Source organism: Secundilactobacillus kimchicus JCM 15530 (assembly GCF_001433995.1).
Lineage (GTDB): Bacteria > Bacillota > Bacilli > Lactobacillales > Lactobacillaceae > Secundilactobacillus > Secundilactobacillus kimchicus.
On sequence record NZ_AZCX01000014.1, the window covers coordinates 1 to 15,966 of the forward strand.

At 49.3% G+C, this 15,966-nt stretch carries 11 protein-coding genes; 10 read left to right on the forward strand and 1 reads right to left on the reverse strand.

From position 1 onward, the window contains the following. Positions 1 to 196: 196 nt before the first annotated feature. The 6 genes from FC96_RS11715 to FC96_RS11740 all read left to right on the forward strand — a co-directional run bounded on the left by FC96_RS11715 (position 197) and on the right by FC96_RS11740 (position 8,090). Positions 197 to 1,492 (forward strand): isochorismate synthase, encoded by a 1,296-nt coding sequence (locus FC96_RS11715; RefSeq protein WP_056943135.1) that lies wholly within the window; start codon positions 197 to 199, stop codon positions 1,490 to 1,492. A gap of 431 nt (positions 1,493 to 1,923) precedes the next feature. Further along, positions 1,924 to 3,645: a 2-succinyl-5-enolpyruvyl-6-hydroxy-3-cyclohexene-1-carboxylic-acid synthase gene (gene menD / locus FC96_RS11720; protein ID WP_056943136.1), complete on the forward strand. Its 1,722-nt coding sequence runs from the start codon at positions 1,924 to 1,926 to the stop codon at positions 3,643 to 3,645. Beyond that, entirely contained in the window at positions 3,635 to 4,453 is an 819-nt protein-coding gene (gene menH / locus FC96_RS11725) for a 2-succinyl-6-hydroxy-2,4-cyclohexadiene-1-carboxylate synthase (RefSeq protein WP_056943137.1), read from the forward strand. The genes menD and menH overlap by 11 nt, the downstream gene beginning before the upstream one ends. Continuing rightward, a complete protein-coding gene (gene menC / locus FC96_RS11730) occupies positions 4,440 to 5,552 on the forward strand; it encodes an o-succinylbenzoate synthase (RefSeq protein ID WP_055679799.1) in 1,113 nt (370 codons plus the stop codon). Before menH ends, menC begins: the two co-directional genes overlap by 14 nt. 155 nt (positions 5,553 to 5,707) lie before the next feature. Then, on the forward strand, positions 5,708 to 6,133 hold the full coding sequence (locus tag FC96_RS11735) for an Hsp20/alpha crystallin family protein (protein ID WP_055679798.1): 426 nt from the start codon (positions 5,708 to 5,710) through the stop codon (positions 6,131 to 6,133). 148 nt (positions 6,134 to 6,281) lie between these two features. Continuing rightward, on the forward strand, positions 6,282 to 8,090 hold the full coding sequence (locus FC96_RS11740; RefSeq protein WP_056943138.1) for an alpha/beta hydrolase: 1,809 nt from the start codon (positions 6,282 to 6,284) through the stop codon (positions 8,088 to 8,090). A gap of 65 nt (positions 8,091 to 8,155) precedes the next feature. Here FC96_RS11740 and FC96_RS11745 read toward each other — a convergent pair whose 3' ends face one another. Continuing rightward, the gene (locus FC96_RS11745) at positions 8,156 to 8,995 is read right to left on the reverse strand and encodes an aldo/keto reductase (RefSeq protein ID WP_056943139.1); all 840 of its coding nucleotides are present in this window, start codon (positions 8,993 to 8,995) and stop codon (positions 8,156 to 8,158) included. Positions 8,996 to 9,136: 141 nt separating this feature from the next. Here FC96_RS11745 and FC96_RS11750 point away from each other — a divergent pair, with 141 nt between their 5' ends. The 4 genes from FC96_RS11750 (at position 9,137) to FC96_RS11765 (ending at position 15,814) form a co-directional block, all read left to right on the forward strand. After that, positions 9,137 to 11,476, forward strand: a complete 2,340-nt coding sequence (locus FC96_RS11750) for a cation-translocating P-type ATPase (RefSeq protein ID WP_056943140.1) — start codon at positions 9,137 to 9,139, stop codon at positions 11,474 to 11,476. Between the two features lie 106 nt (positions 11,477 to 11,582). Continuing rightward, on the forward strand, positions 11,583 to 12,113 hold the full coding sequence (locus FC96_RS11755; protein ID WP_056943141.1) for a DUF1836 domain-containing protein: 531 nt from the start codon (positions 11,583 to 11,585) through the stop codon (positions 12,111 to 12,113). A gap of 297 nt (positions 12,114 to 12,410) precedes the next feature. Beyond that, the gene (adhE, locus tag FC96_RS11760) at positions 12,411 to 15,032 is read left to right on the forward strand and encodes a bifunctional acetaldehyde-CoA/alcohol dehydrogenase (protein ID WP_056943142.1); all 2,622 of its coding nucleotides are present in this window, start codon (positions 12,411 to 12,413) and stop codon (positions 15,030 to 15,032) included. Positions 15,033 to 15,487: 455 nt separating this feature from the next. Next, positions 15,488 to 15,814 (forward strand): hypothetical protein, encoded by a 327-nt coding sequence (locus FC96_RS11765; protein WP_055679795.1) that lies wholly within the window; start codon positions 15,488 to 15,490, stop codon positions 15,812 to 15,814. The last annotated feature ends 152 nt before the right edge of the window (positions 15,815 to 15,966 follow it).

Sequence of the window (15,966 nt, forward strand, 5' to 3'; positions counted from 1 at the left end):
CTGTGAAACAAGGCGGTCTGACTTGAGTAGCACGTTTCTACTATGTATGAGAGAATCTGATTGAAGAATATCTTAGGTTTAGACGACCATAATAAGGCTAACGAAGCGAGCACAATACTGTGCTCGCTTCGTTGTGTTAAAAGCCACCAAGGCGTAGTAAAATGATGATTGATTATTTTAAAAGGATGGCTAATAAATGTACGCGGTACAAACTAAGCACCGGATTCCAATCAACTTAAAACAGCTGACAACCCTAGCAGCTACGATGACCCCGACGTTTTTCTTTGAGGGTAGCGATGGGCACACGCTACGAATTGGGTTGGGTGCTGTCAGCGAGCATGTGACATTACCTCACCATCAGGCCTATGCCGAAGCTAGGCAGTGGCTGACCGCAGTTAAAGGCGAATTGCCGATTGGAACAGATGTTGCCATTATGGGCGGCTTTCCGTTTGAAAGTGCCGGGTTGCGGTTAGCGGAGATGGCCGAAGCTAGCGTGTTATTTTTACCGCAATTGTCGTTGCTGAAAGTTGGCCCTGATACGTTCGATGTAACAGCGATTGATACTACAGCCGGTGCAGCCCGTTCTCGCCTAGACCAGTTTCTAGCAGCGGTTCAAGCAACTGTGCCCCGAGTGTCTACCAGAGCGGCCTTGCACCAGGCGACCGAGTTAAAGGTTGAGGCGTTTAGGCGTGGTGTTGAGCAGACGGTCCACCGGTTACAGATGCAATCGGACCTGAAAAAAGTGGTCCTATCCAGACGATTACAGGCTACTGCTGAGCAAGCCTTTCTGCCTGAGACCGAGTGGTTACGGATTCGGCGTCAAAATCCAGAGACCTATCATATCCTACTTAAATCCGGGTCCACGGCCTTTTTAAGCAGTACGCCTGAACGATTGCTCAAAATGACTGGCGATCGGTTTGAGACGGCGGCGGTTGCTGGCACAACGCCCCGCGGTGCTACAACTGATCAGGACGTGATGCTCGGTCGCACCCTACTAAGGGATGCCAAGAACCGATGGGAACACGACCTTGTGGTGACCACGATCGATAGTATTTTACGCACGGCTGGCGTCGTTGCGACGCACCGATCCGAACCAATCTTGATGAAAAATCGCACCGTTCAGCACCTTTATACGCCATTTTCTGGCGTGGTGGGTCAGTCGGTTGACGCGTTTGCGGTGGCCGGGGCTTTGCACCCCACGCCGGCACTGGGTGGGCTGCCTACTGCGGCCGCCTTGACCGTCATTGCAGAAGTTGAACAACAACCACGCGGGTTATTCGGCGCTCCGATCGGCTACGTTTCTCTAAATGGTGAGGCTGAATTTGCCGTTGGTATCCGAAGCGCACAGTTACGAGGAGTCAGCGCAACATTGTTCGCGGGAGCTGGTATCGTGGCCGAATCGGTAGCCGAAAACGAGATCCAAGAAACGCGCCTCAAGTTTCGACCGATGATGGAGACGCTGTTTAAAAGAAGTGCGGAGCAAGGCGGTTAGACCGCGGAGCGTAAGGCAGAAGCCCGAAGAATCCCGGGCTTGGATTCTTGGGGATTTTGGCTTAGGCAGTAGCGGTTTGCCTTGAGGAGCACGTTAAAATAAGAAGTGCGGAGCAAGGCGGTTAGACCGCGGAGCGTAAGGCAGAAGCCCGAAGAATCCCGGGCTTGGATTCTTGGGGATTTTGGCTTAGGCAGTAGCGGTTTGCCTTGAGGAGCACGTTAAAATAAGAAGTGCGGAGCAAGGCGGTTAGACCGCGGAGCGTAAGGCAGAAGCCCGAAGAATCCCGGGCTTGGATTCTTGGGGATTTTGGCTTAGGCAGTAGCGGTTTGCCTTGAGGAGCACGTTAAAATAAGAAGTGCGGAGCAAGGCGGTTAGACCGCGGTACAGCCTATTGCAATCGGTCTTGAAGTACCCGCCAAAAGGAGGTCCCATTGAAATCAAATAATAGTTTAACAACCTATGTCCAACGGGTAATTGATGCACTTGTAGCGCAAGGTGTGACCCGTATCGTCATCTCACCTGGATCCAGATCAACGCCCGTCGCCCTGTTGTTAGCACATAATGCGGCACGCTATCACTTGAAACTCTTTGTTGACGTCGACGAACGGTCCGCTGCCTTTTTTGCGCTTGGAATGGCGAAGGTGAGCCACCAACCGGTATTGTTGGTCTGCACTTCCGGAACAGCCGCGGCAAACTACTATCCCGCAGTCATTGAAGCACAATTAACCCACCAGCCTTTAATTGTGTTGACCACTGACCGTCCCCCTGAATTAACAAATATCGGGGCTCCTCAGGCGATTGACCAAGATCGCCTTTATGGGCAATACGTTAAACAGTTTGCTCAGTTGCCCTTACCATCAGCTGATGCCACAACCCTAGACTACGTGGCGTTTAACGTTCAACGACTGGTGTTAGCAAGCGAAACGACACCGCTAGGACCGGTTCACTTAAACCTTCCGCTTCGAAAACCCTTGATGCCAGATCTGGAACCGGTGGCCGGGCCTCCTGTCGTCCGGAAAATTACGAAGCCGGTGGGGGATCGCCAACTCAGTCCAACTCAATTAACCCAATTAGTGGGCCAATTAAGTGGGCGACGCGGGTTATTTATTGCCGGTCCGCAAGAAACAGCCGATGATTGGTCCGGCCTGGTTCAACTAGCTGAAGCGGTAGGATGGCCCATTTTGGCAGATCCTCTGAGCGGGTTACGGCAGACTGATTCAAGTCTGGTTATTTCTGGGTATGAGCAGCTATTCGCGCCGCCAATCACATTAGCAGCGGCCCAGCCCGAATTGGTTATTCGGATTGGCGCCACGCCAGTATCAGCTCATTTGGCAGGCTGGCTCAAAGCGTTTGATGGCCCCGTGACACTTGTTGACGCTGCAGCGACGTTAGCTGACCATACCCTGGCGACGACGGCAGTGATCCGGACCACGGTCGCCACGCTAGTCACTCAACTGACGGGCCGTTTGGCTGGGGCGCCAGCTGTCTACACTCAGGCTTGGCAAACGCTAGAACAAGTGTACCGCCAGCAAGTCAAGCTCGCGTTTCAAACTGACCAGCTAACGGAAGGCCAGGTTGCTTACACCGTAGCCACGCAGGTGCCATCAGCCAATGTGTTTGTTAGCAATTCGATGCCAATTCGCGACGTTGATCAGTTTGGAATTCCCCAGACGCACTCGTTGAATTGGTGGTGTAATCGGGGGGCTAACGGAATTGACGGGGTTGTCTCCAGCGCGTTAGGAATGGCCGCTGTTAGTGACCGAGCGAATTATTTGGTGATTGGCGACCTTGCATTTTTCCATGACATGAATGGGTTGATGATGGCGCAACGGCACCAGTTGGCATTGACGATTATTGTGATTAATAATAACGGTGGCGGGATTTTCTCATTTCTTCCCCAGGCCGCGGCTGAATCGTATTTTGAGCCCCTATTTGGCACGCCGCAGAATTTGAAAGTATCCGCGGTTGCTCAGTTGTACGAGGCCACCTATGAATTAGTGGCCTCCACGGCTGACCTTCAAGCCGCACTCCAGCAATCTACAACGGGATTACGCTTGATTGAAGTTCGAACGGACAGAAATGAGAATGTGGTCGCCCACCGTAAACTGGCGTCAGCCTTGAAGGCGGAAATGGAGGCTCACCTTGAAAATTAAAGTTTCGCAGGGCCGAGTCAACGTGGCTGTCCATCGTCAAACCACAGCCCCTAGTTGGCTGCTACTGCACGGTTTTATGGGCAGCCATCACGATTATGACAGGGTTGCTAAGCGGCTGCCCGGAACGGTGATTGTCCCGGATTTACTGGGCCACGGTGAGACGGAGGCGAGGGCTGGTGTGGGCTTTGATATGACCACTCAGGTTGCGGTTTTACACGAGTTATTACATCAGAACTACTCAGCGTTGTTACCGCTGACCATTGTCGGGTATTCGATGGGTGGTCGCGTTGCAATTGCGTACGCTGCAAGTTATCCAGCCGACGTTTTGCGGCTCGTTGTCGAAAGTGGTCGGCCAGGCCTGGCGACGGAAGCGGAGCGGTTGGCCCGCCGAGCCCATGATGCACAACTTGCTGACCGCTTGCTAACGGCTGGCTTACCGGCTTTCGTGTTAAAGTGGGAGCAGTTGCCGTTGTTTGCAAGTCAACGCCACCTGTCAGCCGTTGTCCAACAGGCTGTTCGGGTAGGCCGATTGCGTCAAAGTCCGAGCAATCTTGCCCGGAGTTTACGAGAGATGGGCACTGGTCAGCAGCCCAATTATTGGCCAGAACTACCTAAAATAACCGTTCCCGTCACGTTGCTAACCGGCGAGTTGGATACTAAGTTTACGGCAATCGCCCGCATGATGTTAGCTCAACTGCCAAAGGCGACCCATAACGTGATCGCCGGTGTTGGGCACAACGTCCACTTGGAAGCCCCTGACCGGTACGTGGCTAGTCTAGTCAGGGAGGCGTCGTATGAGACTGACTGAGTTACGCGTCTTGCCTGTTGCGGTTCCGCTTCGCCAGCCGTTTCGTTCAGCTCATGAACAGCTAAAAATGCGCCAGTTGACTTTGATATATCTGCGGTCAGATGCGGGATTTGAAGCGGTTGGGGAGCTAGAAGCATTTACTGAACCGGGATACAGCCCGGAGTTACAAGAATCCGAACGGCAAGCGTTGCTGGAACAGTTGGTACCGGTGTTAAAGGCCGCGCCAACGGTGCCAGAGTTAACCGCTGAGTCGCTCTGGCCCAACGTTGCGGGTCATCGGATGGCGAAAGCCGCCATCGAACTCCCCCTTTGGTCACTGAAGGCGCAAGAGGCAGGGTTAACCTTAGCTGAGCTCCTTGCCCGCTCGGTGGGAGATACCGTTCAGCCGGCTATCCCAGTCGGCATTAGTCTTGGGGTGGCTGATTTGGCGACGCAGCTTAAACGCATCAAATGGGCAGTGACTGCGGGCTATTCGCGGGTGAAGCTCAAAGTAGCCGGACTTGATGACCTATCAACGGTTAAAGCGGTTCGGCAGGCTTTTCCGAGACTTCAATTGATAGTTGATGGTAACGAAGCATTCCAATTAACTGATGCGGCGGCCTTAGCCACCCTTGCAGCCGCTGAAGTCATCATGATCGAACAGCCATTACGCGCTGGTGACTTTGTTGGCCATGCTAAATTACAAGCTAGCCTGCCATTTGCAATCTGTCTCGATGAGGATATTTTGAGTGTTGAAGATGTTGAACGGGTTGTTCGGCTGGGAAGTGCCCGCAGTCTTAATTTGAAACCAAGCCGGGTCGGTGGTTTCGCCGAGAGCTTAAAAATTCTCAGGCTCGCTAACGCTCATCAGCTAGATTGCTGGGTCGGTGGTATGGTGGAAAGTTCAGTGGGGCGTTACTACGCGCAGTCGTTGGCCCAACTCAGCTTGTTCAAGTTCCCCGGGGACGTTGGGCCAAGCGAGCAATTCTTCACGGCGCCGTTAAGTACCTGGCAGCCACCATTGCGCAACCGTCGTTTACAACTCGGCGACCAGCCGATGCCCAAATTGACGCCTGAAATGGCAGCCCGGTTCCAGCGACAACGCAACTTGTTGGCCTAAATGCTGATAGAACGCTATTTCGAGCTTGTATTTAGCACTCGTTAAATAAGAGTGCTAAATACTTGAAAGTTTGACCAATTCTGACTATTATAATCATTGAAGGTTAGGAAAAACCTAGCCAATAGATTAAATGGTTTGAAAGGGGATTGTTTTTCATGGCTCGTTATTTAGCAAATCGGAATTTTGATGATTTAGATCCAATGAACTTCTTTGGTGGTCTCGAGAACTTCGGTCGCAACTTCTTTAGTGACAACTCGATGAAGACTGATATCAAAGAATCAGATAAGGATTACGAAGTTTCAGCTGAATTGCCAGGGTTCAAGAAGGATGACATTCATCTGGACTACCGTGATGATACCTTGAGAATCAATGGGGTGCACGATCTGCAACGTCAAGACAAAGATGACGATGGTCGAGTGCTACGCCAAGAACGCAGCTTCAGCAATGTATCGCGCAGTTTCTATCTCCCAGGCGTCGATATTGACCAGGTGAAGGCAACCTATGATGGTGGCGTTTTGAAGCTGACGTTGCCTAAGAAGGCCACGACGAAGGATGATAACCATCAGATTTCCATTGACTGATCACCACTGAATTTAACCTAAAAGAGCTGACCCTAGGGTTAGCTCTTTTTTTGATTCATACAAATTAGACATAATGTCTTGAAAGGCTATTATTAGCCAGTTAATCCAGTTATACTAGGGTTACTTGACTGATTCTAGGGGGATTTTTATGAATACAAATGAGAAACAGTCGCGCAACGGGCGGCTGTTAACTGCTGGCCTCGTTTTGCTATCGGCCAGTGCGCTGATGGCAGTTGGGCAGCGTGCTTCTGCTCAAACGGTTGCGCCACCAACGACGATTAGTACGGCGGTTAATTCGATACCAGCGGCAACAACTAATTCGGCCACGAGTGAGGACCGTCCTGATGAGCCGTCTGAAACGGCAGCCGCTGATGGGGCCAGTCCAGACGTCCCAACAGCTAATCTATGGGGGGTCACTACTCAATTAAAGTTAGAACCTGAAACGGTTGCTGATTCAGCTGATGGGAAGACCCAGGCTGCCGTTACTGATTCATCGACGCCAGCTGGGACTGAAGCGACCAACTCCGAGCTAACCAACACAGTTTCAACGGCTGATGCACAGCCGGTTGACCAACTGGCCCCGGCGTCGACGACGACTGCAACGAATGTGCCGACCTCGACAAGCGATACCGCAACAAAACAAGTGGCCACAACGCCGACTACAGCGGCCACCACGACATCACCGGCAACAGCCGCTACTGATACCAGCTCGCAACCTGTTACTCAGCAATCAAAGACTGATATTAATCTGGCCGGCGAGCCATCGACGCCGAACGTTGGTGTCAACCCGACGCTGCCAACGGATTTGACGGTGGCAAACGTTGGAACATCGACGGATACAGCAGTTAATCCGTCAATGAAAAACCCAATTTACAACTTAGTGACGGACGCCACTAGTTTTGGTGCCGCCCTGCTGTTGTATCCGTTAGTAGCCAGCCGGCAGATGACGCAGGTTGTTTCTTGGGTCCGAACACTGCTATCGCCAGGCCGCTACGATATTTCCACAACTTGGAAACCGCTTGCGGATACTTATGATCCCGCTAATACCCAGGCTTTTTATACGGCTGCTCAAGACTGGTACGATAACGATGTTGTTAAAGAGAAGTGGTCGGTGCCGACTGCTGACGGCAAGGGGCAAGTTAGTGGTGTTTACCTGAAAAACGGGGACGCCAAGAAGACGGTGATCTACGGTCAGGGCTGGACAACTGAGCCGCAATGGATGGGCTATGTTTCCAAGGTCTTTTATGACATGGGCTACAACGTGTTAATGACGTACACCCAAGGTCAAAGTGCTAGCTCGGGAGAGTTCATCACCTTTGGCGCTAAAGATGGCGCTGATTGGTCTAACTGGATAAAAAAAGTTAACGAGGTCAATGGATCCACTGGCGACATTGTGTTGTATGGTCAGTCACTTGGCGCGGATGTTGCGCTCCAAGCAGCGGCCCAGCCGAACTTACCAAGTAACGTGAAGGCTGTGATTGCAGATGCTGGGTTTACAACCTTGCCATCGTTGTTCTATTCATTGTATTCAGGCGCTGCAACGACACTAAACGGCCTGACTTCTAAGATTGGATGGCATTTGAACGGTCAGATTCCATTCCTGCCATTTGATAAACTGGTTCAAAATTTGAATCGGATTAACAAATTCTTTACGGGAGTGACGTTGGATGATGCGTCAGGACTGACAGCGGTCAGCCGGTCAACATTACCCACGTTGTTCATTTCGACGACGGATGACAGCTTCATCCCAACGGCCCAGACCCAGGCGCTGTACAACCAGAGTAGTGCGACTTTGAAACGACTCTGGGTTCTGACTAGCGCAGTTGGTGGTCACGCGTCCGCAACAAATGCGGTCACTGATTATCAGGCGCACGTGGCCGCATTCATGAAAGCGGTCGATGCGATGAATAGTGGTCAAACCATTCAACAGGCAACTGATCAAACACTTGCAGCTTAAGCAATTTAAAAAGTACGGACAACTCAAATTTTTGAGTTGTCCGTACTTTTTGATTTAATGCTAAGTTAGTACTGTTTACCAAGTTCATACACCAATTCCGGTTCATTCCCCGTTCGTTGGTTCTTATTCAAGAGGTCAATCATCCCAATTTCGTCCTCGCTCAAGTCAAAGTCTAACTGGTGATTTTCAATGATGCGACTAGTGGTCTTGGACTTGGGGATAACGGCCACGCTCTCGGCCAGTTGCCATTTTAAGACCAATTGAGCAACTGAAACAGTGTGGTGGTCCGCCATTTTTTTGAGCATTGGGTTATTCAACACCACACCACGGCCTAACGGACTCCACGCTTGGGTCACGATATTGTGCGCGGTATCGTAGGCGACCATGGGTTGTTGAGTTAGGAGTGGGTGCCGTTCAATCTGGTTGACGACGGGCATTTCAGTAGCTTGCGTGGCTAAGAGTTCGAGGTGGGCGATGGTGTAGTTGGAGACCCCAATCGACCGAACTTTACCGTCTTTTTTAAGCTGTTCTAGCGCTTGCCAGGTTTCAAAGAAATGCTCGTGAACGGGCCAGTGAACCAGGACGAGGTCCAAATAATCGGTTTTTAACCGTTTCAATGAATCATCAATGCTATCAATGGCGGGTTGGTAACCCTGACTGAGTTCGGCAATCTTAGAGGTAATGAAGACCTGGTTTCTAGGGATTTGAAGCCGAATTAAGCTATCCCCTAGTAAGTCTTCATTTCGGTAGAGTTGCGCCGTATCGAACAGGTGGTACCCCGCTTCAAAAGCCGTTTTAATGGCAGCGTCCATCTGCTCTTGGGACTCAAGTAAGTAGGTGCCAAATCCCAGTAAGGGCAGTTCGTTTCCGTCAGCGAGTTGAACTGATTGATTAAAAGTTTCCATGTTAAAACCTCCATCTCTGCCTTTCAGTATAGCAAAGATGCGCTGATTTCTTGGAATTTATTTAAAGCCAATCTTTGAAGCCCAGAGTCTTTATCGATTTCGGTATAATAGACTTAACAGAACTGCTGGGGAGGCGACAAAATGGCGATGACAAATCCAGAAATCGGGTTAACGCAGCCCGAAGTTGAGAAACGAGTAGCGGCTGGGCTGCGAAACGAACCTGCGGCGCCGCTGACCCGATCGGTTAAGCAGATTTTTTCTGACAATTTACTGACCTGGTTCAACCTGATAAACATCATTTTAGGTGTTTTGGTCTTTTTTACGGGCAGTTATAAAAATATGCTGTTTTTGGGTGTTGCGATCATCAACACCGGAATCGGCATTTTCCAAGAGGTACGCTCAAAGCGACAGGTTGACAAAATGAGCTTGCTGGCCGAAGCAACCTATCACGTATTGCGTGAAAAAACAACGCTTGAAGTGCATCAGGATGCGATTGTGCAAGACGACATCCTGTTGATTGGTCGTGGCGATCAGCTCCCAGTTGATGCTGTTGTCGTGGCGACTAGTGGGATTGAAGTGGATGAATCTCAGATTACGGGTGAAGCCAATCCCATTCAAAAACGGCCAGGCGATTCCCTAACGTCGGGAAGCTTTTTGGTGAGTGGCCGAGCAACGGTTCAGGTCACCCTGGTTGGTGGCGATAGTTTCATTAATGAGCTATCTAATGAAGCCAAGACGGAGACGACTCGTAGTAGCGAGCTGCTAACTATTATTAATCGGATCATTAAGGTGTTGACCATCGTCATAGGACCCCTAGGGGCAATTTTATTTACTGCGCGGTTGCTTCGTGGTGCGGCACTGGACCAGGCCATCTTAAATACGGTAGCTGCTATGGTCGGGATGATCCCTGAAGGCTTAGTATTACTGACATCTGTTTCCCTTGCGGTCTCAGCGATGAACCTGTCTCGTCGTCGGGTCCTTGTCAGAGAACTTCCCGCTATCGAAGGCTTAGCCCGAGTTGATGTGTTGTGTTTGGATAAGACGGGCACAATCACGAGTGGCAAGCTCGTGTTACGCGATATTGTGCCACTGGCTAACCAATCTTTAGATGATTTACGGCAACTAGTTGGCGGGGTAGCTAACGCCATTAATGATGATAACGAAACGGCAACGGCACTGAAGACCGCCCTACCTAACCCGGCGTGGTCAGCGACGGCCGTCATTCCCTTTTCCAGCACCCGAAAATGGAGCGGTGCTGAGGTCAATGGGCACCGCTATGCCATTGGAGCACCCGAGTTCATGATGCCCGCCTTACCAGCACCATTGAAGAAGCAGGTTGAGGCGCTAGCCCACGACGGATTTCGCGTATTGTGCTTGGCTGAAGTGGCGACAATGACTGGTGACGGGTTAAGTGGCGTCCAGCCCTTGGCGTTGATTAAAATTACGGATGAGTTACGGCCAAATGCCGTGACCACTTTTAACTATTTCGCAAACCAAGACGTGAGTCTCAAGGTCATTTCTGGTGATAATCCGACGACGGTTTCTAATATCGCAGGTCAGGCCGGGATTGCCCATGCCGACCGATTTATCGATATGAGTTCGTTGGGCGACACCATCGACTATGACGACTTGGTGGCGCGTTACACGGTCTTTGGTCGCGTAACGCCACCACAAAAGAAGCAGTTGGTGATGGCTTGGCAGCGAGCAGGTCATACAGTGGCAATGACGGGTGACGGGGTTAATGATATCTTAGCGCTCCGTCAAGCTGATTGTGGTATCGCAATGGCTAGTGGAAGTGAAGCCGCCAAGAGCATTGCGGACTTTGTTTTGATTAACTCCAACTTTGATGCCATGTTGAACGTGTTAAATGAGGGGCGTCGCGTGATTAATAACATCGAACGGGTCGCTGCACTGTATTTGATTAAAACGATGTATTCCGTTGCCCTCAGTCTCATCTTTATCTTTATGGTGAGTGGCTATCCGTTTCAACCAATTCAACTCACACCAATTTCAACGCTGACCGTTGGGATTCCGACGTTCTTCTTAGCCCTTGAACCGAATTACCAGCGCATTACTGGTCGGTTTATGAAACAGGTCATGGTCGTCGCGGTTCCGGCTGCCACTTGTATTGTGAGCTATATTTTGCTGATTTTCCTAATAGGTGGCGTTCAGTTCCACCTGTCGTATGCTCAGACGTCCACGTTGAGTGTGATGCTGACTGGGGCGGTCTGCTTAGTGGCACTTTTGATGGTGGCACGGCCGTTGAACCGGCTGAAAATTGGCTTGGTAGGGTTGATGGCCGTCGCCTTCGTGTTGGTTTTCGTCATGTTTAACCACTTATTTTCGCTTGTTTCAGTCTTCGACTGGCAACTGGCGTTCTACTATGTGCCGCTATTGATTTCAGTTTATCCGGTTTACCTGTTAGTCCAAGAAGTCTTAGGGAAGGGGATTTTCAGCAAAATTCGGTGGAAGCGGGACTAGCCATCTTATTTTCATAACTAGCTAAAATTAATTTAGATGCAGTTATCTAGTTTTATACACTAGATATCGTGTATAATAGAGTTACTAGCTAGAAGGAGGAATTAGCATGGCCGATTTTGATCAGTACCACCGATGGGAGAGTCAGATTCGAAAGATTAAGTTGCCGCACTGGGATGAGTTACCGAAGTTCGACCTCTACGTCGATCAGGTTGTCGCATTTGTTAATGACACGCTGGGGCCGTTGGGAGTTGACCTCATGACTCGGCCGATGGTTAATAACTACGTAAAGCAACAGGTTGTGTTATCGCCGGTGCAAAAGAAGTACCAAACGATGCACTTGGTTGACTTGCTACTGATAGGGTTGTTTAAACCATTATTTTCACTCGAGACGATTCGTAGTGGGATTGATCAGATTACGGTCGGCGATTTCCCTAAGCAGGCTTATGATAACTTTATTGATACGTTGAACCGGGCGCTCGCCCACATGGGCCAGGAAGACAAAGAGGTTCAGCCTGAACCGAAAACGCTGAACGAAAAGCTGATGCAGGTAGCGGTTGAGGCGATTATTAGCCGGATTCAATCGGAGCGGCTGTTAACGATGATGCAAAAGCCCGTCCGGAAAGTCAAAAAACTATAGTAGAAACACAGCGCACTAGACGATAATTCTGGTGCGCTTTTTTGGTTCTGAAAATAAACCCGGCGTTTTTGTGAAAATGAACAAGCTAATAGTAAGAACATTCACAAGACGATAAATAAAGCGCTTACATAACAAGTGAATTTTTGTAACCAATGAAAACGCTGTCGCAACAGTGGTTAAACCGTCAGAAAATATATTGAGAAAAATTGAGCAAAACTATTTACATTTCAAAAAAGCGTGTTATTATAATAAATGTGAAATGATTAACAAGGATATTTTCATTACGGAGGTCATACGATGCTTAAAGAAAATACTAACCAACCAAAAGCAAAAAACGTTAAAGATAACGAAACCCCAGAACAAATGATTAACCGGCTTGTTGATAAGGCCCATGACGCCCTTTGTGCCATGGATGATTTTGACCAAGAAAAAGTGGACCACATTGTTCACCAGATGGCAATGGCTGGTCTCGATAACCACATGATGTTAGCTAAGCTGGCTTACGAAGAAACCGGCCGTGGCGTAGTTGAAGACAAAGCAATTAAAAACATGTTTGCCACTGAGGAAATCTGGAACAGCATCAAAGACGATAAGACCGTTGGGATCATTAATGACGATCACGAACGTCAACTGATTACGGTTGCTGAACCACTGGGAATCATCGCTGGTGTCACACCAGTGACGAACCCAACATCAACCACGTTGTTCAAGTCATTGATTGCAGTTAAGACCCGGAACCCGATTATTTTCGCCTTCCACCCTCAAGCTCAAAAGTCATCTGCTGAGGCTGCCCGTGTCGTTCGCGACGCTGCCATCGCAGCTGGCGCTCCTGAAGGTGTAATCCAATGGATTGAAACGCCATCATTGGAAGCCACAACGGCTTTGATGAATAATGACCGCGTTGCCTCAGTATTAGCCACTGGTGGCCCTGGCATGGTCAAGGCTGCCTACTCAACCGGTAAGCCAGCCTTAGGGGTTGGTCCTGGTAACGGCCCAGCTTACATTGAAAAGACGGCTAAGATCAAACGGGCTGTGAACGATATTGTGTTATCTAAGACTTTTGATAACGGGATGGTTTGTGCTTCCGAAAACAGTGCCATCATCGATGCTGATATTTACAACGACGTTAAAAAAGAAATGCAAGCGCGGAAAGTGTTCTTCATTAAGAAGAGCGATCAAAAAGCGTTGGCGGATGCAATGTATGATCCAAAGCGTGGCGGCGTTAAAGGCCCAATCGCTGGGATGAGCGCAATCAACATCGCTAAGTTAGCGGGACTTGATGTGCCAGCTGATACCAAGGTTTTGGCAGCGGAATTAGACGTTGTTGGTCCAGAAAACTGGCTTTCAGCTGAAAAGCTCTGCCCGGTATTGTCTGTTTACAAGTCCAAGGATCACGCGGACGCTTTCCGGATTGCTAACGACTTGTTACACTTCGGTGGCCTCGGTCACACGGCCTCAATCCACACGATGGATGACGAGTTGGCTACTGAATTCGGTATCAAGATGAAGGCCAGCCGGGTATTGGTTAATACCCCATCTGCTGTCGGTGGGATTGGTAACATCTACAACGAAATGGTCCCATCACTTACCTTGGGGACTGGTTCATGGGGTAAAAACTCTGTGTCCCACAACGTCTCATCATTTGACTTACTGAACATCAAGACTATCGCAAAGCGGCGGAATAATATGCAATGGATTAAGCTTCCTCGAGTATACTTTGAAAAGACATCAGTTCGTTACCTCGACTCGATGCCAGGCATCGAACGGGTCTTCATCGTGGCCAGTCCTGCCATGATTTCTCACGGTTACGTTGACAAGGTTTTAGGCGAACTCAAGCGTCGTCCTAACGAAATTGAATACCAACTCTTCTCCGTGACTGAATCTGATCCAACCACGGATACAGTTGAAAAAGGGACCCAACAAATGGTTAACTTCCAACCTGATACGATTATCGCGTTGGGCGGTGGGTCACCAATGGATGCCGCTAAGGGGATGTGGTTGTTCTACGAACATCCAGATGCAAGCTTCTTCGGCGCAAAGCAGAAGTTCTTGGATATCCGGAAGCGGACTTACAAGCTCGACAAGCCAAATAAAGCACAATTCGTTGCCATTCCAACTACTTCAGGGACTGGTTCAGAAGTCACACCATTTGCCGTGATTACTGACTCTAAGACTCATGTGAAGTACCCGTTGGCCGACTACGCCTTGACGCCAGACGTTGCCATCGTGGACTCTCAGTTTGTTGAAACGGTACCAGCTAAGACCGTTGCCTACTCTGGATTGGACACCTTGACTCACGCCATGGAATCGTTTGTCGCAAACATGGCCTCAGACTACACGCGCCCATTATCACTACAAGCCATCAAGTTAGTCTTCGATAACCTGACTGCTTCTTACAACGGTGACATCCAAGCTCGTGAAGAGATGCATAACGCGGCTACTTTAGCCGGAATGGCCTTTGCCAATGCGTTCTTAGGGGTTGACCACTCAATTGCCCACAAACTAGGCGGCGAATTCGGCCTCCCTCATGGCTTAGCAATTGCGATTACCTTGCCACACGTTATTCGCTACAACTTCAAGGAACCAATGAAGTTAACCATGTGGCCTAAGTACGAATACTTCCGGGCTGATGAAGACTATGCTCAAATTGCTCGTTACATTGGGTTGACTGGTAAGAACAATGAAGAGCTAAAGGAAGCCTTGGTTCAAAAAGTGATCGAATTAGCCCACTCAGTTGGCGTAACTTTGAGTTTGAAGGCTAACGGTGTTGATAAGAAGCACTTTGACGAAACCGTTGATCACTTAGCTGAATTAGCTTACGAAGACCAATGCACGACTGCTAATCCAAAGGAACCATTGATTGGTGAATTACGTCAAATCATGATTGATGAATATGACGGTAAGGGCGTTGAAAAGTAACCCGTCCACAGCTCATGTTTCAAAAAATGCACGATGCCGGTTAGACCGTTGAAAGTAACTGAGACAGGCGGAAACTCTAGGTTTTGAGTTTTTGCCTGTTTCGCTTATACGACTTCAGTTCGTATAGCACGACCCATGTCCACTGAACTTAGTGACCAAAATGATGCCAAGCAAGATGACGGGCCCCGTTTTCGTTCTTGTTTGATCCTAGCGCTGGGGAGCAATTAGGAAAGTAATGAGAATGGGGCCCGTATCATTGGGGTAGGCGTCGTGATGAAGTGCGAATGACGCCTTGGAGAAACAAGAACGATGCTTTCATTAAGTGCACCGTTCTTGTTTTTTTGCATTTTTTTCAAAAAGAGGTATGTGTAATGTGACACAAATTCTTGAAGATGTGATATACTGATAACAGATTAGAAAACGGTTACAAATCAAACAGAACGGTGGTTCTGAACATGACGAACAGTATGTACTTATTGACGCCTGAGGATAAAAACTTCATCTCCCATGTCGTTCGCAACTATCAAACGTTTCATCTATGGGTCAGTGGTACTGATCATCCTCAAGACTTTGATTTGAACAAAGCCCGCTTAACATCGGCTGAATATATGCTTTCGACTATGGCGCGAGCCCATGGAATCCAGTTAGAGGCGCCTAAGCAATTGGCCAGAATTCTGGCGAATGGCAGCTTGGCCGCTGAATCGGCCCAATCCATTAATATTTTGGCCGTAGTCAAGGAACTGGCTGACCTCCTGGATGGGTATGCGGCCCAGTTATCATAAAATTTCACATTTATTTCAACAACCTGTCATGGTTTTGTCACACTAAATTTGGTATTATTATGGTAGTCACATGACGAATGTGACTCATTAAGCAGCGCCTCACTTCGGTGGGGCGCTTTTTAGTGGTTTCGTCTACGACCTGGTCGTTCCTC

What these genes read in the sequence shown, in the direction of transcription:
- FC96_RS11715 (WP_056943135.1), top strand. Translation starts at nt 197, where the DNA reads ATGTACGCGGTACAAACTAAGCACCGGATTCCAATCAACTTAAAACAG.
- menC (WP_055679799.1), top strand. Translation starts at nt 4,440, where the DNA reads ATGAGACTGACTGAGTTACGCGTCTTGCCTGTTGCGGTTCCGCTTCGC.
- FC96_RS11735 (WP_055679798.1), top strand. Translation starts at nt 5,708, where the DNA reads ATGGCTCGTTATTTAGCAAATCGGAATTTTGATGATTTAGATCCAATG.
- FC96_RS11740 (WP_056943138.1), top strand. Translation starts at nt 6,282, where the DNA reads ATGAATACAAATGAGAAACAGTCGCGCAACGGGCGGCTGTTAACTGCT.
- FC96_RS11745 (WP_056943139.1), bottom strand. Translation starts at nt 8,995, where the DNA reads ATGGAAACTTTTAATCAATCAGTTCAACTCGCTGACGGAAACGAACTG.
- FC96_RS11750 (WP_056943140.1), top strand. Translation starts at nt 9,137, where the DNA reads ATGGCGATGACAAATCCAGAAATCGGGTTAACGCAGCCCGAAGTTGAG.
- FC96_RS11755 (WP_056943141.1), top strand. Translation starts at nt 11,583, where the DNA reads ATGGCCGATTTTGATCAGTACCACCGATGGGAGAGTCAGATTCGAAAG.
- adhE (WP_056943142.1), top strand. Translation starts at nt 12,411, where the DNA reads ATGCTTAAAGAAAATACTAACCAACCAAAAGCAAAAAACGTTAAAGAT.
- FC96_RS11765 (WP_055679795.1), top strand. Translation starts at nt 15,488, where the DNA reads ATGACGAACAGTATGTACTTATTGACGCCTGAGGATAAAAACTTCATC.